Source organism: Streptomyces sp. NPDC046985, assembly GCF_040644415.1.
In the GTDB taxonomy this organism is placed as follows: domain Bacteria; phylum Actinomycetota; class Actinomycetes; order Streptomycetales; family Streptomycetaceae; genus Streptomyces.
On record NZ_JBEYWK010000005.1, the window covers coordinates 237,371 to 255,940 of the forward strand.

Here is an 18,570-nt window from a genome sequence, read left to right on the forward strand (position 1 = left end):
CGTCGCTCACATCTCGAACGACTCGTGATGGATGCGCCGGGCGGGGACCCCCGCGCCGCGCAGTGCCTCGTACACCGACTGGGCGAAGCCGGGCGGCCCGCACAGGAAGACGTCGTGCCGGTCGACGTCGGCGATCTTCCGCCGCAGGGACTCGGCGGAGATGTCGGGGCGTTCGCCCCCGGGGCTGTTGACCGCGTACATGAGCCGGGCGCCGCGCTCCTCGGCGATCTTCGCCAGCTCGTCCCACAGGGCCAGGTCCTGGGTGCTGTTGGCCCGGTAGAGCAGGGTGATGTCACCGGCGGCGCCGGGCAGCGTCTCGAACAGCGCCCGCATCGGCGTGATCCCGACCCCGCCCGCGACCAGCAGCACCTTGCCGCGGCTGCGCCGGGCCGCGGTCAGCGCGCCGTAGGGCCCCTCGGCCCACACGCGGGTCCCCGGGCGCAGCTCGCGCAGCCGGGCGCTGTGGTCGCCGATGGCCTTGACGGTGATGCGCAGCCGCTCCGGCCGGGGCGCCGCCGACAGCGAGTAGGGGTGCGAGCTGAAGCGCATGCCCGGGGCGAGGAACCGCCACCGGAAGAACTGCCCGGCCTGCGCGCCCATCCGGTGCAGCTTGCGCCCGCTGATCAGCACCGACACGATCCCGGGCGCCTCCTCGACCACGGCCTCCACCCGCATCCGGTGTTTGACGTTCATCCGGATCGGGGTGAGCACCCGGTACCAGAGGGCCAGGGCGGTCACCGCGCCGTACAGCCCGTACCAGAAGGTCTTCGCGGCCGGCGCCACGGCGAAGTCGTTGCCGTCGGCGATCTGGTGCCAGAACGTCAGGAACACCGCCGCGTAGGTGAACAGGTGCATGTAGTACCAGGTGTCGTACGGCATCCGGCGGCGCACCGGGCCCATGGAGACCAGCCCGATCGCTGTGAGCAGCCCGGCGCCGACGGCGGCCTTGCCCATGTCGGGCAGATGCTCGACGGAGTCGACGGTCTGCTGCACGATCTGGCCCAGCGGCCTGCCCGCCTGGCGCGCGTAGCCCCACATGACGAGGAACACGTGCGCGAGGACGAGGGTGAGCGTGTACCGCCCGCTCATCGCGTGCCAGCGGGCGACCCGGTCGGAGCCGACCCGCCGCTCCAGCGCGGGCACCCGGGCCATCTGGAGCACGACCAGCGCCATCAGGTACCCGGCGAGCAGCCCGGTGATCCGGCCCGCGCCCAGGATCCGCCCGGTGGTGTCGGCGATCGACGGGGTGTTCGTCCACCACAGCCAGAGCACGCCCGCCGCGCCCGCTCCCACGGCGAGCAGCAGCGGGACGGCGGGGGAGCGGCGCGGCCGGATCCGGCGCATCGTCTGGCGCCGGGCGGCGCGGCCTCCTGCGAGCGTGGTGGTCACGGTTCCTCCGTGGACGGGGCAAGGGGCGGGCGGCGTGGCCTCCCGGCCTTGCAGTACGTGCCACGGCGGCGGTGCGTTCAGCGCGGGCGACGCGCGAGGCGGCCGGGGTCTCGCGGTCGCCCGCGGGAGGCGGTCACGTCGCGGTGGCGGGCGTCCCGGCGGCGGGGGACGGCGGCAGCGGCAGCGGGAGTCCGGGCAGCCCGTCCAGGCTGACCGCCACGTGGTCCTTCTTGGCGAAGTAGTCATTCAGCGAGGCGTCGTCCTCGCGGGCGAAGCGCCGGGCGTGCAGGTCGCGGTCCTCCTCGTAGGCCATGAGCGGGACCGCGTAGCCGCAGGTGTCCCGGACCAGTTCGGCGTGCACGACGATGACCGCGCGCAGCCCGTGCGGGGTGGCGTCGAGGTCCGGGAAGCGGGCGAGGAGTCCGGGCAGGCGCGGGTCGTCGCGGAAGACCGGCTCGCCCCGCCCGTGCACGCGCACGATGTTCGGCGGTCCCTGGAAGGCGCACCACATCAGGGTGATCCGGCCGTTCTCCCGCAGGTGGGCGACGGTCTCCGCGTTGGACCCGGCGAAGTCCAGGTAGGCCACGGTGTGCTCGTCGAGCACGGCGAAGGATCCCTTGAGTCCCTTGGGGGAGAGGTTGACCGTGCCGTCCGGGGAGAGCGGGGCGGTGGCGGTGAAGAACAGGGGCTGCTCCTCGATGAACGTGCGGAGCCTGCCGTCGATGCGTTCGTACGTCTTTCCCATGTCCGGTGATTCTCCCGGATTCCCGTCCGCCTGGCTCAAGGAGCCGGAAGCGCGGGGGAGACCGGCGATTGACGATCCATGCGTCACCTTGCATAATCATGCAAGCCGTGCGGGTCTCTTCAGGCGTAGCCTGACGCGCACGCCCGGTCACCCACCGCCATCGCGAGGAGCACGCAAGTGAGCAGCAACAGCGGCGACGTCCGGCTCTGGGGCGGCCGTTTCGCCGACGGTCCCGCCGAGGCCCTGGCCAAGCTGTCCGCGTCCGTCCACTTCGACTGGCGGCTCGCGCCCTACGACCTCGCCGGCTCCCGCGCCCACGCCCGCGTGCTGCACCGCGCCGGACTGCTCACCGAGGACGAGCTGACCCGGATGCTCGCCGGACTGGACCGGCTGGAGGCGGACGTGGCGGACGGCTCGTTCACCGGCACGGTCGCCGACGAGGACGTGCACACCGCCCTGGAGCGCGGCCTGCTGGAGCGCCTGGGCCCCGAGCTGGGCGGCAAGCTGCGCGCCGGCCGCTCGCGCAACGACCAGGTCGCCACCCTCTTCCGCATGTACCTGCGCGACCACGCCCGGATCCTGGGCGCCCTGATCGCCGACCTCCAGGACGCGCTGATCGGCCTCGCCGAGGCCCACCCGGACCTGGCGATGCCCGGCCGCACCCACCTCCAGCACGCCCAGCCCGTCCTCTTCGCGCACCACGTCCTCGCGCACGCGCAGTCCCTCGCCCGGGACGCGGAGCGGCTGCGCCAGTGGGACGAGCGCACGGCCGTCTCGCCCTACGGCTCGGGCGCCCTGGCCGGCTCCTCGCTCGGGCTGGACCCCGAGGCGGTGGCACGCGACCTGGGCTTCGAGCGCGGCAGCGTCGGCAACTCCATCGACGGGACGGCCTCCCGTGACTTCGCCGCGGAGTTCGCCTTCGTCACCGCGATGATCGGCGTGGACCTGTCCCGGATCGCCGAGGAGATCATCCTCTGGAACACGAAGGAGTTCTCCTTCGTGACCCTGCACGACGCCTTCTCCACCGGCTCCTCGATCATGCCGCAGAAGAAGAACCCGGACATCGCCGAGCTGGCCCGCGGCAAGTCGGGCCGGCTGATCGGCAACCTCACCGGCCTCCTCGCCACCCTCAAGGCCCTCCCGCTCGCCTACAACCGCGACCTCCAGGAGGACAAGGAGCCGGTCTTCGACTCCTGCGACCAGTTGGAGGTGCTGCTGCCCGCCTTCACGGGCATGCTCGCCACCCTCACGGTCCACCGCGAGCGCCTGGAGGAGCTGGCGCCGGCCGGATTCTCCCTGGCCACCGACATCGCCGAGTGGCTGGTGCGGCAGGGCGTGCCGTTCCGGGTGGCGCACGAGGTCGCGGGCGAGTGCGTGAAGGCCGCCGAGGCCGAGGGCAAGGAGCTGGACGAGCTGACTGACGAGCAGTTCGCGAAGATCTCCGCCCACCTGACCCCCGAGGTGCGCACCGTGCTCGACGTGCCCGGCGCGCTCGCCTCGCGCGACGGCCGCGGCGGCACCGCCCCCGCGGCCGTCGCGGTGCAGCTCGCCGAGGTCAAGGCGGACGTCGCCGCGCAGCACGCCTGGGCGGACGCCCGGAGGTAGCCGGCCGCACGCGAGCAGGGCGTCGCGGCCGGCGCTGCGGCCGGAGAGGCTCACCGGCACGCCTGTTCGGCCACAGCACTGGATTCGGCCACCGCACCAGGGCGTGTTTCGATAGTGGTCCCGTCCGCCCGCAGGGCAGACGGGACTTCCGAAGCGCGCCCTAGATCGGTCGACAGCCGCACGGAACCGACGAGACGGAGCCCGCGATGTCCTTCGCCCGACTGGCCTCGGCGACCACGCCCACCTGCCGCCTCGGCCTGGGCCTGGCCGCCGTCGGGCGCCCCGGGTACATCACCCTCGGCCGCGACCGCGACCTGCCCGCCGACCGCACGGTCGACGCCCTGCGCGAGCGGACCCGCGACCTTCTCGACGCCGCCTACGCCCAGGGCGTGCGCTACGTCGACGCCGCCCGCTCCTACGGCCGCTCCGAGGAGTTCCTCGCCGACTGGCTGGACGGCCGCCCCGACGCCGACGACGTGGTGGTCGGCAGCAAGTGGGGCTACACCTACACCGCCGGCTGGAGCGCCGACGCCGAGCGGCACGAGGTCAAGGACCACTCCCCGGCGGCCTACGAGCGCCAGCGCGCCGAGACCGCGGCCCTGCTCGGCGACCGGCTCGACCTCTACCAGATCCACTCGGTGACCCCCGACAGCCCCGCCCTCACCGACCGCGAGCTGCATGCTTCGCTCGCCGAGGCCGCCGCGCGGGGCGTCACCGTCGGCTTCTCCACCAGCGGCCCCGCCCAGGCCGACGCGATCCGCGCGGCCCTCGCCGTGACCGTCGGCGGCGAACCCCTCTTCCGCACCGTCCAGTCGACGTACAACGCCCTGGAGACCTCCGCCGCCGCGGCCCTCGCCGAGGCGCACGACGCGGGGCTCACGGTGATCGTGAAGGAGGGCATGGCCAACGGGCGGCTCGCCGCGCCCCACGCGCCGGACGCCCTGAAGACGGTGGCCGAGGAGACCGGGGCGAGCTGCGACGCGGTCGCGCTCGCGCTCGTGCTCTGCCAGCCCTGGACCGGCGTCGTCCTCTCCGGCGCCGCGACCACCGGCCAGCTCGCCTCCAACCTGCACGCCGCGGTCGTCGACCTCGACGACGGCCAACGGGACCGCCTCGCCGCCCTGGCCGAGGCGCCCGCCGCGTACTGGGAGCGGCGCGCACGCCTGCCCTGGCACTGACATACGCCGTCGCACTGACGCCTACGCCCGCATTGACGTCTGCCCTGGCACTGACGCACGCCCTGAGCACTGACGCCCGCCCTCGCACTGACACAAGCCCTGGCCGCTGATGGCCGCCCTGACGCCGCCGCCTGCCCCGGCGCTGACTGACGCCCGTCGAACTGAGCCGCTCACGCCCCGAATGAGACACTGACGTCTCAAAAAGCTTACACTTGTCTCATGCCTCTGGACCGTGACCTCGTGCTGCGCAGCGCCGCGGCCCTGCTGACCCGTAAAGCCACCGCGACCATGGACGAGGTGGCCAAGGCGGCCGGCGTCAGCCGGGCCACGCTGCACCGGCACTTCGCCGGACGGGACGCCCTGGTGCGGGCGCTGGAGTCGCTGGGGCTCGCCGAGTGCGAGGCCGCGCTGGAGGCCGCCCGGCTGGAGGAAGGACCCGCACGCGAGGCCGTACGGCGCCTGGTGCGGGCGATCGAACCGGCCGCCGCCCTGCTGTCCTTCCTCTACACCGAGAACCAGTTGTTCGAGGGCGAGGGGCAGAACGAGGGCTGGGCCCGGCTCGACGCCCCCGTCGCGGCGCTGTTCCGGCGCGGTCAGGCGGCCGGCGAGTTCCGCATCGACCTGACCCCCGCCTGGCTCACCGAGGCGCTGTGGGGCCTGCTGGCCTCCGGCGCCTGGGCGGTGTCGGAGGGACGCGTCGCCTCCCGGGACTTCACCCACATGATCGTCGAGCTGCTGCTCGGCGGCGCACTGCGGAGAGAGGAATCATGACCGGCACCCTGCGGCCGGCGGCCGCGACGGGGGACACGGAGCAGCGTCCGGGCCGATGGCTCGCGCTCGCCGTCCTCGTCCTCGCCGTGCTGCTGGTGGCCGTGGACGCGACCGTCCTCGGTCTCGCGACCCCGTACCTCAGCGAGGACCTGAAGCCCTCGGGCACCCAATTGCTGTGGATCGGCGACGTCTACTCGTTCGTCATCGCGGGTCTGCTCGTCTCCATGGGCAGCCTGGGCGACCGCGTCGGCCGCAAGCGCGTCCTGCTGACCGGCGCCGCGGCGTTCGGCGCCGTGTCCGTGCTCAACGCGTACGCGAGCACGCCCGGCCTGATGATCCTGGCCCGCGCCCTGCTCGGCGTCGCGGGCGCGACCCTGATGCCCGCCACGCTCGCCCTGATCCGCAACCTGTTCCACGACCCGCGCGAGCGGAGCATCGCGGTCGGCGTCTGGGGTGCGACCGCCTCCGCCGGCACGGCCGTGGGGCCGATCGCGGGCGGCTTCCTGCTCCAGCACTTCTGGTGGGGCTCGGTCTTCCTGATCAACCTGCCCGTGATGGCGGTCCTCGTCCTGGTCGGGGCCCGGCTGCTGCCCGAGTCGCGCACCCCGGCGCCGGGTCCGTGGGACCTGATGAGCGTGCTGCTGTCGCTGGTCGGCGTGATCGCCGTCGTGTACGCGATCAAGGAGACCGCGGCCCGCGGAGTCTCCGGGACGGCCCTCGCCGCCGGCGCCGCCGGGGCGGCCGCGCTGTACTGGTTCGTGCGCAGGCAGCGGGCGCTGCCCCATCCGCTGCTGGACGTCAGGCTGTTCGGCGACCGCGGCTTCAGCGGCGCCGTCCTGGCCGACCTGCTGACCGTGCTCGGCATGTCCGGGCTGGTGTTCTTCCTCTCCCAGTACCTGCAACTGGTGCAGGGACGGGGACCGTTCGAGGCCGGGCTGGCCGAGCTGCCCGCGGCCGCGGGCGCGGTGGCCGCCGGTCTGGCGGCCGGCCGGGCCGCCCGGCGCCTCTCGGTCCGCGCCGTGGTCTCCGGCGGCCTGGCCGCCGTCGGAGGGGCGCTGGCCGCGCTGACGACCCTCGAACGCACCACCGGCTACCCGCTGCTGGGGACCGCCCTGCTGGTGGTCGGCGTGGGCGCGGGGTTCTCCTTCACCGTCACCGCCGACGTGATCCTGGCGAGCGTCCCCAAGGAGCAGGCGGGCGCGGCCTCGGCGGTCTCCGAGACGGCCTACGAACTCGGCGCGGCCCTGGGCATCGCCCTGCTGGGCTCGGTCGTGACCGCCGCCTACCGTGACTTCACCGGTCCCGCCGGGACGCCGCCCCAGGCCCGCGAGTCGCTGGGCGGCGCGGTGGAGGCGGCGGCCGGCCTGCCGGGCGGCGCGGGCGGCGCGCTGCTGACCGCGGCGCGCGAGTCGTTCGTGCACGGCCTGCACCTGGCCTGCGGCACGGGCGCCGCCGTGCTGCTCGCCACCGCCGCGGCGGCCTGGTTCCTGCTGAAGGGCCAGAAGCTGTGAAGCCGACCGCCCCACGGTCCGTGGACCGCGGGGCGGGAAGCGCGCGGGCGCGCGGCCGCACGGCCGCCGAGTGGACGGAGCCCACAGGCGGCGGCCGCGGCGGTGCTAAGCCGCCTTCGCCTTGGTGGCGTACACGTCGACGTACTCCTGGCCCGACAGCCGCATGACCTCGGTCATCACCGAGTCGGTCACCGCCCGCAGCACGTAGCGGTCGCGGTCCATGCCCTCGTAGCGGGAGAACTCCATCGGCTCGCCGAAGCGGACGACGACCTTGCCCGGCCGGGGCAGGCCGGAGCCGCCCGGCTGGAGCTTGTCGGTGCCGACCATGGCGAACGGGACGACCGGGGCGCCGGTCATGAGGGTGAGCCGGGCGATGCCGGTACGGCCCCGGTAGAGGCGGCCGTCGGGGGAGCGGGTGCCCTCGGGGTAGATGCCGAAGATCTTGTTCTCCTCCAGGATCCGGCGGCCCGTCATCAGCGCCGCGACGCCGCCCCGGCCGCCGTCCCGGTCGACCGGGACCATGCCGACGCCGGTGAAGAACCAGGCCATCAGCCGGCCCTTGAAGCCCTTCCCGGTCACGTACTCGTCCTTGCCGATGAAGAAGACCTGACGGTCGCAGACCAGCGGCAGGATCATCGAGTCGATGAACGTGAGGTGGTTGCCGGCCAGGATGACCGGGCCTTCGCCGGGGATGCGCTCCGCGCCTTCCGCCCGTAGGCGGAACATCAGGCGCATGATCGGACCGAGCACTGCCTTGATGAGCGCGAAGCGGGACAACGGGCCCTCCGGTGTCAAGCGGATCTGTATGAGTCTGTGCAGGTGAGGACATTACTCGCGGTTCGCGCCCGATTGCACATCGGGCACACCGGCCATATGCCCTCTTGACGTACGCTCACCTGCGTCGACGCCCTGTCGCGCCGGGTGACCGGACGGGTGCGGTGTGACGCACCTCGCGCCGCACCTCGCGCCGCACCTCGCGCCGCACCTCGCGCCGCACCTCGCGCCGCGCCCCTCCGCGCCCCGCCGCGTTCCGGGCGCCGGACGTCCGCCGTCCCGGGCCGACGGGGCGTCACCCGTGCGGCCCGGGTGCGACATCCGCCGTCGTCTCCGTGTTCCGCGCGCGTCCGCTTGTATGTCATGTACGCACCCCTACGATCGGCGCGCACGCAGGACACGACGGGCAGGAGGCGGACATGGGAACGCAAGCGCCGGACGAGCGAGCCGGGACGCGAGAGGAAGCCGCGGGCGGGACCGGGACCGGTCGCCGGGCGGTGCTGGGCGCCGCGGTGCTCGGCGCCGGGGGCGCCGTGCTCGGGCTGCCCGGGACGGCCGCCGCGGCGGCGCGGGGCAAGGCCGGCGGTCGCCGCGGCGGCGGCCTCGCGAGCCTGCCCGCGCCGACGGTCATCGGCCACCGGGGCGCCGCAGGCTACCGGCCCGAGCACACCTTCGGCTCCTACGACCTGGCCCTCGACCTCGGCGCCCACGTCGTCGAGGCAGGCGACCTCGTGCCGACCCGGGACGGCCACCTCGTCTGCCGGCACGAGCCGGAGATCGGCGGCACCACCGACGTCGCCGACCACCCCGAGTTCGCCGGTCGCAGGACCACGAAGACCGTCGACGGGACCGCCGTCACCGGCTGGTTCACCGAGGACTTCACCCTGGCCGAGCTGAAGACGCTGCGCGCCGTCGAGCGCATCCCGGCCAACCGCCCGCACAACACCCTCTACAACGGTCGCTGGGAGATCCCCACGTTCGAAGAGGTGCTGAGGTGGCAGGACGAGCAGACCCGCCGCCGCGGCCGCCAGGTGTGGATCTACCCCGAGACCAAGCACCCCACCTACTTCCGCGCTCTGGGCCTGGGGCTGGAGGAGCGCGTCGCCAAGCTGCTGCGCCGGTACGGGAAGGACCGCCACGACTCGCCGGTCATCCTCCAGTCCTTCGAGCCGACCAGCGTCCAGCGGCTGAACCGGCTGGTGGACAACCCGCTCGTCGTGCTGCTGTCCGACGCCGGGTCCCGCCCCTGGGACTTCGTCCAGTCCGGCGACCCGCGCACCGTCGCCGACCTCGTCCGGCCCGAGGGCCTGCGGGAGATCGCCTCCTACGCGCAGGGCATCGGCCCGACCGTCGACCTGGTCATCCCGAAGACGGCGGACGGAAGCCTCGGCAGCCCGAGCACGCTCGTGCGCGACGCGCACGCCGCCGGACTGATCCTGCACCCCTACACGCTGCGCAACGAGAACCCGTTCCTGCCCGCCGAGTTCCGCAAGGGCGCCGCCCCGGACGGCTACGGAAACGCCTTCGGCGCGTTCCAGGCGTACTTCGCCGCCGGCGTCGACGGCCTGTTCACCGACAACGCCGACACGGCCCTGCTCGCCCGTGAGACCTTCCTGAAGGGCCGGTCCGTCAACCGCTGAACCGGCTCGCCCCGACGGAGTGAACCCGCGGCCGTTCCGGCAACCCGCGCCGGGACGGCCGCGTCGTGCCGCATATGACGCACGACATGCTCACCGCCCTCCGCCCGCTGCTGCTCGCCGAGGCGTCGGCGGAGGCGCCTGCCGCCGGAGCGGAACCGGGCGACCTGGAACAGGCGGTCTGGCTGCGGCTCCTGGAGCGCCTGAAAGCGGACGGACCGCCGCGCGACCCGCAGGGCTGGCTGCGCGACGCGGTCCGCCGGGAGGCCCGCCGCGCCCAGCGCACCCGCAGCGCCGAACAGCCCTACGGCCCGGAGCCCGCCGACGACGGCGAGCACGGCCCCGAACAGCTCGCCCTGGCCGCCGCCCGGCGCCGCGCCCTAGGCGACGCGGTGCGCCGGCTGCCCGGCCGCTGCCCCCGGCTGCTGGAGGCGCTGCTGTCGCCGCGAGACCTCACCTACCGTGAGATCGCAGGGGAGTTGGGTATCTCACAGGGCAGTCTCGGCCCAGAACGTTCCCGATGTCTGGGATGTCTGCGCCGGTTGCTCGCACCGGACCTTGCGGCCGACGAGGCGCGGCGATAGGAGTGGGGGACCACGGGGAATCAGATGAGCGGAAGGCGTGCGCACATGGGCATGAGCGTGACCATCTCTGCGGCGACCGGGCAGGACGCGGAGCAGATCCTGAAGTTGCAGTACCTCTGCTTCCAGAGCGAGGCGGCGCTCTACGGCGACTACCGCATCGACCCGCTCGTCCAGACCCTGGAGTCGCTGCGCGAGGAAGTCGCCGCCGACTGCGTCGTCGTGGCCCGGCTCGGCGACGAGGTCGTCGGCTCGGTGCGCGGCCGGATCGCCGAGGACGGCTCCGCCGCCATCGACCGGCTCTGCGTCCACCCGCGCCTGCAAGGCCACGGCATCGGCGCCCGGCTGCTGCGCGCGGCCGAGGCGGCCCTCGCCGCGGAGCGCGGCGCCACCCTGTTCCGCCTGCACGCCGGCCCTCGCGGCGAGGGAAGCCTGCGGCTGTACCGGCGCGAGGGCTACCGGACCGTGGACGTCTCGCAGGGCGCCGACGGCGTGACGGGCATCGTCCTGGAGAAGCCGGCCAAGCCGGCGGGGGACTACGCGGCTACCGCGTGACCGAGCGCGCCCCGCGCAGCCAGCGCATCGCGGTCAGCGGCAGCAGCACCGGGATGAACAGGTAGCCCATCCCGTACTGCGACCACACCGTGGCGTCGGGGAACGCCGACGGCTCGACGATCGTCCACGTCCCCACCGTCAGCACGCCCGCCAGCTCGGCGGCGCAGCACGCCAGCGCCGCCTTGCGGGCCCTCTCGCCGCCGCGCACCAGCGAATACGTGATGAAGCCGTACACCAACCCGGCCACGCCGGACAGCGCGTAGGCGAGCGGCGCCCGGTCGAACTCGGTCGCGATCTGGTAGGCGGAGCGGGACACGGCGCCGACCACCATCACGCCGTAGAACCAGACGAGCAGCATGCCGGGCCCGCCGATGAGCCGTTTGCGCCGCCGGCCGGTCTCCTCCTGGACGTCAGCCATCTCACCCTCCCCAGATGTCGTACAGCCGCACTTCCAGCACGGCGAGGACGATTCCGCCGGCCGCCGCCGTCACCGAACCCCAGCGGGTGCGCTCGGCCAGCGACATGAAGCCCGCGGCCGGGACGCAGGCGGCGGCGCCCAGCAGATAGGCCACGAAGATCGCCGTGCCCTGGTCCGGCTTCTCGCCCCGCGCCAGCGCCACGAATCCGATCACGAGCTGCACCAGGGCCAGCAGGGTGACCACGGCCATCCCGATGAAGTGCCAGTCCTTCGTCGGCTGGTCACGGTAGGCCGCCCAGCCGCACCAGGCGGCGAGCAGCAACGCGGCGACGCCGGTCGCCAGCGTCAGGGCATCAAGCATGCGGCGAGCCTATTACGGAGCGCGCATACCGCCGCGTCCCGCCCCGGCGACGGGGGAGCGGGGGCCCGGCCGAGGAAGCTCCTCACCTCGCCCTAGGTGAAGAAGTTCATCGAGGAGAAGTACCGGGGCTCGGTCGTCCCGTCCTTCTAGGCCGCGGGCCCGTCCGGCGGCTCCGTCCGCGGTCCCGTCCGGCCGCCGTGGGCGGACGTCTGCGCGCGACCACGCTCGGGGTCCGCTCCCTCACCGGGAGTGGACCCCGTGGTGCGTCGCGGGGCTCCGATGCTGCATGCTGGGCAGTTCAGCGGGCCATGAAAGCTCACCGAAGGTTACGGAGCGGCGCATGACGAGCACCTTCCCCAACGTCTCCATCAGCACGGAGCGGTTGGTCCTGCGCCCCCTGGAGGAGTCCGACGCCGCCGCCTTCGCCGAGATGATGAACGACGAACTGGTCACCGCCTGGACCTCCGCCCCCCACCCCTACACCGAGGCCGACGCCCACGCCTGGATCACCGAACTCGCCCCGGCCGAGCGCGCCGAGGGCCGCGGCATAGTCTTCGCCGTCGACGAGTTCCTCACCCAGCGCCTGGTCGGCACGGTCCACCTGCGCAACACCGACTGGCGGGTGCGCTCCACCGAGATCGCCTACGTCGTCGCCCCCTGGGCCCGCGGCGAGGGCTACGCCTCCGAGGCCGCGCTGGCCACCGCCCAATGGGTCTTCCAGGACCGCCGGTTCGAGCGACTGGAACTGCGCACCGCCGCCGACAACACCGCCTCCCAGCAGGTCGCCCAGAAGATCGGCTGCATCAGCGAGGGAGTGCTGCGCGGCGCCTGGATCGCCCGCGCCAAGGACGGCCGCGGCGAATGGGCCGACACCCGCACCGACCTCATCGTCTGGAGCCTGCTGCCCGAGGATCTGGAGGGCATGGGCGACCAACTGGCCGACGCGGGCGGCTTCTCGTCCTTCGCCGACTGGAACTGACCCCGAACCGGCCGGAGGCGCGGCGGCGCCCCCGGCCCCGTGCACGGGCGCACAGCCGGACCGGGTACGCTCACGAGGCCGCCACGTGGACCGTCCGCACGACGACCCGAGCGCACCCACCCCCTGAGACACCCCAGGAGACTGACGACGATGGCCGACCGGGTCACGGTGATCGGCTGGGACGGCTCGCCGCTGACCGAGGCGGCGCGCGGCGCCCTCGGCGCCGCCACCCTCGTGGCGGGCGCCCCCCACCACCTGACGCTGCCCGAAGTGCCCGCCGAGGCCCAGCGCGTCCGCCTCGGCAGCGTCTCCCTCGCCGGCCGCCGCATCGCCGACCACCGGGGAACCGCCGTGGTGCTCGCCGACGGCGACCCCGCCTTCTTCGGAGTGGTGCGCACCCTGCGCTCCCCGGAGTTCGGCCTGGAGGTCGAGGTCGTCCCGGCCGTCTCCCCGGTGGCCGCCGCCTTCGCCCGCGCCGGAATGCCCTGGGACGACGCGCAGGTGGTCGTCGCCCACAAACGCACCCTGCGACGCGCGGTGAACGTGTGCCGCGCCCACACCAAGGTCGCGGTCCTGACCGCCCCCGGCGCCGGCCCGGCCGAACTCGGCCTGCTGCTGGAGGGCGTGCACCGCACCTTCGTCATCTGCGAGGAACTCGGCACCGAGCGCGAGCAGGTCACCGTCGTCACCTCCGACAAGGCCGCCGACCACACCTGGCGCGACCCCAACGTCGTCATCGTCGTAGGCGGCCACCCCGGCGCCGGCGAGGGCGGCGGCTGGATCGCCGGGCGCGACCCGGCCGCGGGACCGCGCGGCTGGACCCAGCCCGCCGCGACCTACGGCGGCGCGCTCGGCGAGGGAGAAACGGATCTGCTCCGCGCCGCCCAACTCGCCCGGCTCGGCCCGCGCCTAGGCGACCTGGTCTGGGACATCGGCTGCGGCAGCGGCGCGTTCGCCGCCGAGGCCGCGCGCGGCGGCGCCGCCGTCATCGCCGTCGACCGCGACCCGCAGGCGTGCGCCCGCACCGAGTCCGCCGCACGCGCCTTCGGCGTCCAGGTGCAGGTGGTGCACGGCGACGCCCCGCACATCCTGGAGAACCTGCCGGAACCCGACGTCGTCCGGATCGGCGGCGGGGGCGCCGCCGTGGCCTCCGCGGTCGCCGACCGCCGCCCGCAGCGCATCGTCGCCCACGCCGTGAGCCGCGACGAGGCCGAACTCGTCGGCCGCGACCTCACCGAGCACGGCTACCGCGTCCAGTGCGCCCTGCTCCAGTCCGTCGAACTCGACGTCCGCGCCTGGACGGAGACGGAGCGGAGCGTCGCGTTCCTGCTCACCGGAGAGATCGTGCGGCGCGAGTCGCCCCGCTGACAGCGGCCTCGGCGCGACGGCCGGACGCTCGCGGAGCACGCCCCGTGATCGGGTTGTCGTACCGCGCGCGGTAGGCTGGCCGATCGTTGTGCCGCACTGGGGGCCCCGGAACTTCGTTCGACGATGGTCGGCAATGCTCGTCGACTTTCGTCGATGTTCCTTCCCTGTCCGGAAAACCCACCCGTTGCGCGGGGGATGCGGTACGGCGGAACCGGAGGACGCGCAACGTGTCGCAGTCCACAGCGGACCGTGGTGAATCATGTAGTCGCGGCAGCCGGACGACTAGGACAATGCCACTCAATGGCTTTGTCGCCTTTTACGGGCGGGTCGTTCGTGCCGCTGGGCGCCGACGCTCGTTCTTCACTGGGGCGGTCGGTGCGCCGTCCCCGGTGAGCAGGTCGTAGAAAGCACTAACCGATGGGCGAGGGGTACGCATGACGGACACCGGCCAGGTCCCGGGCGAGGGACTGCCGGAGGGCGCAGGCAGGGTGGAGCAGCCGGGCGTCCCCGCGCACGGCTCGTACACCTACCTCTCCGAGTCGCCCGCCGAGGACGAAGAGCTGCTTCTGCCGGGCTCCCACGGAGCCTGGGGCAACGAGGTGCCGCCGCCCGCCCCGGAGCCGGTCCTGGAGACCGTTCACCAGCCGGGCCCGCACGAGACGGCCGGCCGTGACACCGGCTCCGTCGACCTCACCGGGGTCCTGCACCCCGACCACGCGGCCGAGGCGGTCGTGCCCGAGGCCGTCGTGGCCGCGGCGGCCGCCGCCGCGCCCCCGCGCCGGCCGCTGCACCTGGGCCCCGTGATCCCCGACGCCTCCGCCAGCCCGGTCCGCTCGCTCGCCGACCGCGGTCCGGCCGGCGCCCCGGTCCGGCCCTCCGGACCGCCCGCCGCCGGCCTCGACTACCTCGACGTGCAGCAAGTGCCGGACACGGCGCCGCCGGGCCCCGCGTCCTGGGGCGCCCAGCCGCCGCACGACGCGGCGCTGGCCGCCGCGGCGCCGGACGCGAGCGCACCGGCCCTGGCGCCGGACGCGGAAGCGGTGGCTCCGGAGGCCGTTGACGCGGACGCGGTCGGCGCGGGGTCTGTCGGCGCGGGGTCTGTCGGTCCCGAGGCGGGCGCTCCCGACGCGGTCGCCGGGGGAGCGGTCGCCTCGGAGGCGGCCGCGTCGGCGCCCGACGCCCTGGAGGCGGTCGCCCCGGAGGCGTTCGCTTCGGGTGAGGCCGAGCCGTTCGGCGCGGCGGAGGCGACCATGGCCCGGCTCACCGCCCAGGCGGGCGCCTCCGGCCCGGCGGCCGCCCCCGAGGGCGACGAGACGCGCGCGGGACATCCCAGCGCGCCTGCGGCGGACGGCGAGCAGCCCGAGTCCTGGCGCCACGCGGCCCAGGACGACGCCCTGGTCGCGCCCGGCGTCGACCCGAACGGCGCCGACACCTCCACTGGATTCTCCGTCGCGCCCGGCCTCACCGCGGGGGCGGTTCACGACGTCCCGAACGGCCCGACGTTCGAGGCCGGTTACCCGTCGGCCGCCGGAACGCCCACCGCGACTCCCGCCGTGCGGCCCGGCGTCCCCGCCGACGCGTCGCCCACGGCCCCGGCGGCTGCGACGGCGCCCCCCGCCGCGACCGTCGAGGAGGGCATCGGCGCGGACGCCACCGCGACGGCGACCGGGACCGTGCACCTTCCGGCGGCGGACGTCCTCGCGGGCGCCCCCGCCCAGGACGCCGTGCCCGCCCAAGGCGCTGGACCGGCGCCGACGGCCGCGCAGGGCGCCGAGACCGCGGTCCCCACCGCGGAGACCCCCGCCGGGCCCGCGCCCGAGGCCGGGCAGCCCGCCCCGCTGGGGACCGCCACCGGCCCCGCCGCCCCCCTTCCGGACGCTCCCGCACCGGCGCCGCTGACCGAAGCGCCGCAGGGCGCCGCCCAGTTCGCGGAGCAGGGACCCGTCACCGCGCCTGCGCCCGGCGCGCTCCCGCCGCGGACCCTCGCGGCGCCCGAGGCCGCCGCCGTCCCCGTCTCTGAGGCCACGCACGCCGCTGTGCCGCAGCCCGCTCCCGAGGCCGCCCCCGCCCCCCGGGACACAGCCTCCGAGGCCCAGGGCCACCAGGCGGCCGCCCCCGCGCACCTCACCGTCCACGACGGCAGCGCCCTCCCGGCCGCAGGGCCGGAATCGGCGCTGGACCAGATGATCGCGGCGCGGGCGACCGAGCCCGAGGACGCGTTCCCGCACCTCGCGGCCCAGCCTGAGCCCCCCGTGACCGGCCCGGTCGGTCCGCCCGCCGGTCCCGCACCGGCGGCGGGGCTGGCCGAAGGCGTTCCGTCGCAGGCGCGACCGGGCATGCCCTCGGGCCGTTTCGCGCCCGCCGAGGGCGCCGTGCCGACCGCCCCGCACCCGGCGCCGACCCCGGCGCATCCGCTCGTGCTCCCCACGGAGCAGGTCCAGGCCGATCACGATCTGGCGGACCAGGACGTGCCGGAGCACGCCCAGCAGCAGCCGGCCGCCGCCGACGCGGCGCACCAGACGGTCGCCGGTGTGCCCGCCCCGCGCGACGGCGCCGAGCCCGAGCCCGCGACGGCCCAGTGGAGGGACGACCTGGACGCCCAGGGCGCGGCTCCCCACGCCCAGCGACACCAGGGCGACCGGATCGCCGAGGACGACCTGAGCGAAGAGGGCCCCGAGGGCGAAGAGGGCGGAGAAGGCCACGAGGGCGCGGCCCCGCCGGTCACGGCCCGGCGGCCCGCCGGACCGGCCGCGCCCGGCTACGGCGACGCGGAGCGCGAGGCCGTGCTCAGGGTGATGCGAGAGCGCCGCGACGTCCGCAACGGCTTCCGCCCCGACCCGATCCCGCACGAGGTGCTGCTGCGCGTCCTGGAGGCGGCCCACACCGCGCCCAGCGTCGGCCACTCCCAGCCCTGGGACTTCGTCGTCATCCGCTCCGCCGACACCCGGCGCGCGATGCACGAACTCGCCGAGCGGCAGCGCGACGCCTACGCCAAGTCGCTGCCCAAGGGCCGGGCCAAGCAGTTCAAGGAACTGAAGATCGAGGCGATCCTCGACACCCCGGTCAACATCGTCGTCACCGCCGACCCCACCCGGGGCGGCCGGCACACGCTCGGCCGGCACACCCAGCCGCAGATGGCCCCCTACTCCGCCGCCCTCGCTGTGGAGAACCTCTGGCTGGCCGCCCGCGCCGAGGGCCTCGGCGTCGGCTGGGTCAGCTTCTTCGACGAGCGCGAGATGGTCCGTGCCCTGGGCCTGCCCGAGCACCTGGAGGTCATCGCCTACCTGTGCGTCGGGTACGTCGACGAGTTCCCGGACGAGCCCGAGCTGGTGCAGGCGGGCTGGTCCAAGCGCCGCCCGCTGTCCTGGGTGGTCCACGAGGAGACGTACGGACACCGCGCGCTGCCCGGGGAGGCGCCGCACGACCTGCTGGCCGAGACGATCGCGCAGATCCGCCCGCTGGACGCCAAGGCGCTCGGCGAGGCGTGGGAGCGGCAGAAGCGGATGACCAAGCCGGCCGGCGCGCTCGGCATGCTGGAGATCATCTCCGCGCAGCTCTCCGGCCTGTCCCGGCAGTGCCCGCCGCCGATCCCCGAGCCCGCGGCCGTGGCGATCTTCGCAGGCGACCACGGCGTGCACGCCCAGGGCGTCACCCCCTGGCCGCAGGAGGTCACCGCCCAGATGGTGGCCAACTTCCTCGGCGGGGGAGCGGTCTGCAACGCCTTCGCCGCGCAGGTGGGCGCCGAGGTGTGCGTCGTCGACGTCGGCGTCGCGGCCGACCTGCCCGCCACCCCCGGGCTGCTGCCCCGCAAGGTGCGCGCGGGCACGTCGGACATGACCGCCGGTGCGGCGATGACCCGCGAAGAGGTCAAGAAGGCCGTCGAGGTGGGCATCGAGACCGCCCGCGACCTGGTGGCGGCCGGCAACAAGGCGCTGCTCACCGGCGAGATGGGCATCGCCAACACCACCGCGTCGGCGGCCCTGATCTCCGTCTACACCGGCGCCGACCCCGCCGAGGTCACCGGACGGGGCACGGGCATCAACGACGAGACCCTGGCCCGCAAGACCGAGGTGGTCCGCCGCGCCCTCGCACTGCACCAGCCGGACCCGGCGGACCCCCTCGGCGTGCTCGCCGCGGTCGGCGGCTTCGAGCACGCGGCCCTGGTCGGCCTGCTGCTCGGCGGCGCCTCCCTGCGCACCCCGGTGATCCTGGACGGCGTCAGCGCCGGGGCCGCCGCCCTGGTCGCCCGCGCCATCGCCCCCGAGGTGCTCGCGGCCTGCATCGCCGGCCACCGCAGCGCCGAGCCCGGCCACGTCGCCGCGCTCAACAAGCTCGGCCTGCGCCCGCTGGTCGACCTCGACCTGCGCCTGGGCGAGGGGACGGGCGCCCTGCTCGCCCTGCCGCTGGTGCAGAGCACCGCACGGGCGATGCACGAGGTGGCGACCTTCGACTCGGCCGGCGTCACCGAGAAGTAACCAGTGACCGACAAGCAACCGGTCACCGACAAGTAACCGGTCACCGAGAAGCAACCGGCGACCGGGCCGGACGCCGTCGCGGGCCGGGGGACGCGCTCCTGCGCACCCAGCCGGACCCCGTCGCGGGCCGGGGGACGCGCTCCTGCGCACCTCCCGGCCCGGCGTACGCTGAACGCACGTCTCACATCGCACGTCAGGGCCGCTCCGGAGCCGTAGCGCCCGT

At 74.7% G+C, this 18,570-nt stretch carries 15 protein-coding genes; 10 read left to right on the forward strand and 5 right to left on the reverse strand.

The window, feature by feature from the left end; genetic code table 11:
• Positions 1 to 6: 6 nt before the first annotated feature.
• Both ABZ861_RS08730 and ABZ861_RS08735 read right to left on the reverse strand, forming a co-directional pair.
• A complete protein-coding gene (locus tag ABZ861_RS08730; protein WP_361625921.1) occupies positions 7 to 1,389 on the reverse strand; it encodes a ferredoxin reductase family protein in 1,383 nt (460 codons plus the stop codon).
• Between the two features lie 133 nt (positions 1,390 to 1,522).
• Entirely contained in the window at positions 1,523 to 2,134 is a 612-nt protein-coding gene (locus ABZ861_RS08735; RefSeq protein WP_361625924.1) for a pyridoxamine 5'-phosphate oxidase family protein, read from the reverse strand.
• Positions 2,135 to 2,311: 177 nt separating this feature from the next.
• Here ABZ861_RS08735 and argH point away from each other — a divergent pair, with 177 nt between their 5' ends.
• The 4 genes from argH to ABZ861_RS08755 all read left to right on the forward strand — a co-directional run bounded on the left by argH (position 2,312) and on the right by ABZ861_RS08755 (position 7,199).
• Positions 2,312 to 3,739 (forward strand): argininosuccinate lyase, encoded by a 1,428-nt coding sequence (gene argH, locus ABZ861_RS08740; protein WP_361625927.1) that lies wholly within the window; start codon positions 2,312 to 2,314, stop codon positions 3,737 to 3,739.
• 206 nt (positions 3,740 to 3,945) lie between these two features.
• Complete coding sequence (locus tag ABZ861_RS08745) at positions 3,946 to 4,917, forward strand: aldo/keto reductase (RefSeq protein WP_361625930.1); 972 nt, start codon at positions 3,946 to 3,948, stop codon at positions 4,915 to 4,917.
• A 219-nt stretch (positions 4,918 to 5,136) separates the two neighbouring features.
• Positions 5,137 to 5,688 (forward strand): helix-turn-helix domain-containing protein, encoded by a 552-nt coding sequence (locus ABZ861_RS08750; protein ID WP_361625933.1) that lies wholly within the window; start codon positions 5,137 to 5,139, stop codon positions 5,686 to 5,688.
• Positions 5,685 to 7,199: an MFS transporter gene (locus ABZ861_RS08755; RefSeq protein ID WP_361625936.1), complete on the forward strand. Its 1,515-nt coding sequence runs from the start codon at positions 5,685 to 5,687 to the stop codon at positions 7,197 to 7,199. Before ABZ861_RS08750 ends, ABZ861_RS08755 begins: the two co-directional genes overlap by 4 nt.
• Positions 7,200 to 7,304: 105 nt before the next feature.
• Here ABZ861_RS08755 and ABZ861_RS08760 read toward each other — a convergent pair whose 3' ends face one another.
• Positions 7,305 to 7,994 (reverse strand): lysophospholipid acyltransferase family protein, encoded by a 690-nt coding sequence (locus ABZ861_RS08760; protein ID WP_361625939.1) that lies wholly within the window; start codon positions 7,992 to 7,994, stop codon positions 7,305 to 7,307.
• Between the two features lie 398 nt (positions 7,995 to 8,392).
• Here ABZ861_RS08760 and ABZ861_RS08765 point away from each other — a divergent pair, with 398 nt between their 5' ends.
• The 3 genes from ABZ861_RS08765 to ABZ861_RS08775 all read left to right on the forward strand — a co-directional run bounded on the left by ABZ861_RS08765 (position 8,393) and on the right by ABZ861_RS08775 (position 10,746).
• Positions 8,393 to 9,613 carry a glycerophosphodiester phosphodiesterase gene (locus ABZ861_RS08765; protein ID WP_361625942.1) on the forward strand — a complete coding sequence of 407 codons (1,221 nt, stop codon included), beginning with the start codon at positions 8,393 to 8,395 and terminating at the stop codon, positions 9,611 to 9,613.
• A 74-nt stretch (positions 9,614 to 9,687) separates the two neighbouring features.
• Positions 9,688 to 10,194 (forward strand): sigma-70 family RNA polymerase sigma factor, encoded by a 507-nt coding sequence (locus tag ABZ861_RS08770; protein ID WP_361625945.1) that lies wholly within the window; start codon positions 9,688 to 9,690, stop codon positions 10,192 to 10,194.
• Positions 10,195 to 10,239: 45 nt separating this feature from the next.
• On the forward strand, positions 10,240 to 10,746 hold the full coding sequence (locus ABZ861_RS08775; protein ID WP_361625948.1) for a GNAT family N-acetyltransferase: 507 nt from the start codon (positions 10,240 to 10,242) through the stop codon (positions 10,744 to 10,746).
• Here ABZ861_RS08775 and ABZ861_RS08780 read toward each other — a convergent pair.
• Both ABZ861_RS08780 and ABZ861_RS08785 read right to left on the reverse strand, forming a co-directional pair.
• The gene (locus ABZ861_RS08780) at positions 10,736 to 11,164 is read right to left on the reverse strand and encodes a hypothetical protein (RefSeq protein ID WP_361625951.1); all 429 of its coding nucleotides are present in this window, start codon (positions 11,162 to 11,164) and stop codon (positions 10,736 to 10,738) included. The two genes, ABZ861_RS08775 and ABZ861_RS08780, sit on opposite strands and share 11 nt — an antisense overlap.
• A gap of 1 nt (position 11,165) precedes the next feature.
• On the reverse strand, positions 11,166 to 11,525 hold the full coding sequence (locus ABZ861_RS08785; protein WP_361625954.1) for a hypothetical protein: 360 nt from the start codon (positions 11,523 to 11,525) through the stop codon (positions 11,166 to 11,168).
• Between the two features lie 340 nt (positions 11,526 to 11,865).
• On the opposite strand from ABZ861_RS08785, the gene ABZ861_RS08790 reads away from it, so the two are divergent.
• The 3 genes from ABZ861_RS08790 to cobT all read left to right on the forward strand — a co-directional run bounded on the left by ABZ861_RS08790 (position 11,866) and on the right by cobT (position 18,347).
• The gene (locus ABZ861_RS08790; RefSeq protein WP_361625957.1) at positions 11,866 to 12,504 is read left to right on the forward strand and encodes a GNAT family N-acetyltransferase; all 639 of its coding nucleotides are present in this window, start codon (positions 11,866 to 11,868) and stop codon (positions 12,502 to 12,504) included.
• A gap of 150 nt (positions 12,505 to 12,654) precedes the next feature.
• Positions 12,655 to 13,872: a precorrin-6y C5,15-methyltransferase (decarboxylating) subunit CbiE gene (gene cbiE, locus ABZ861_RS08795; protein WP_361625960.1), complete on the forward strand. Its 1,218-nt coding sequence runs from the start codon at positions 12,655 to 12,657 to the stop codon at positions 13,870 to 13,872.
• Between the two features lie 434 nt (positions 13,873 to 14,306).
• Positions 14,307 to 18,347 carry a nicotinate-nucleotide--dimethylbenzimidazole phosphoribosyltransferase gene (gene cobT, locus ABZ861_RS08800; RefSeq protein WP_361625963.1) on the forward strand — a complete coding sequence of 1,347 codons (4,041 nt, stop codon included), beginning with the start codon at positions 14,307 to 14,309 and terminating at the stop codon, positions 18,345 to 18,347.
• Positions 18,348 to 18,570 lie beyond the last annotated feature (223 nt).

Excerpts from the sequence above, each read along its gene's own strand:
- ABZ861_RS08735 (WP_361625924.1), bottom strand. The coding sequence starts at position 2,134 with ATGGGAAAGACGTACGAACGCATCGACGGCAGGCTCCGCACGTTCATC.
- ABZ861_RS08745 (WP_361625930.1), top strand. The coding sequence starts at position 3,946 with ATGTCCTTCGCCCGACTGGCCTCGGCGACCACGCCCACCTGCCGCCTC.
- ABZ861_RS08750 (WP_361625933.1), top strand. The coding sequence starts at position 5,137 with ATGCCTCTGGACCGTGACCTCGTGCTGCGCAGCGCCGCGGCCCTGCTG.
- ABZ861_RS08755 (WP_361625936.1), top strand. The coding sequence starts at position 5,685 with ATGACCGGCACCCTGCGGCCGGCGGCCGCGACGGGGGACACGGAGCAG.
- ABZ861_RS08765 (WP_361625942.1), top strand. The coding sequence starts at position 8,393 with ATGGGAACGCAAGCGCCGGACGAGCGAGCCGGGACGCGAGAGGAAGCC.
- ABZ861_RS08770 (WP_361625945.1), top strand. The coding sequence starts at position 9,688 with ATGACGCACGACATGCTCACCGCCCTCCGCCCGCTGCTGCTCGCCGAG.
- ABZ861_RS08775 (WP_361625948.1), top strand. The coding sequence starts at position 10,240 with ATGGGCATGAGCGTGACCATCTCTGCGGCGACCGGGCAGGACGCGGAG.
- ABZ861_RS08780 (WP_361625951.1), bottom strand. The coding sequence starts at position 11,164 with ATGGCTGACGTCCAGGAGGAGACCGGCCGGCGGCGCAAACGGCTCATC.
- ABZ861_RS08785 (WP_361625954.1), bottom strand. The coding sequence starts at position 11,525 with ATGCTTGATGCCCTGACGCTGGCGACCGGCGTCGCCGCGTTGCTGCTC.
- ABZ861_RS08790 (WP_361625957.1), top strand. The coding sequence starts at position 11,866 with ATGACGAGCACCTTCCCCAACGTCTCCATCAGCACGGAGCGGTTGGTC.
- cbiE (WP_361625960.1), top strand. The coding sequence starts at position 12,655 with ATGGCCGACCGGGTCACGGTGATCGGCTGGGACGGCTCGCCGCTGACC.
- cobT (WP_361625963.1), top strand. The coding sequence starts at position 14,307 with ATGACGGACACCGGCCAGGTCCCGGGCGAGGGACTGCCGGAGGGCGCA.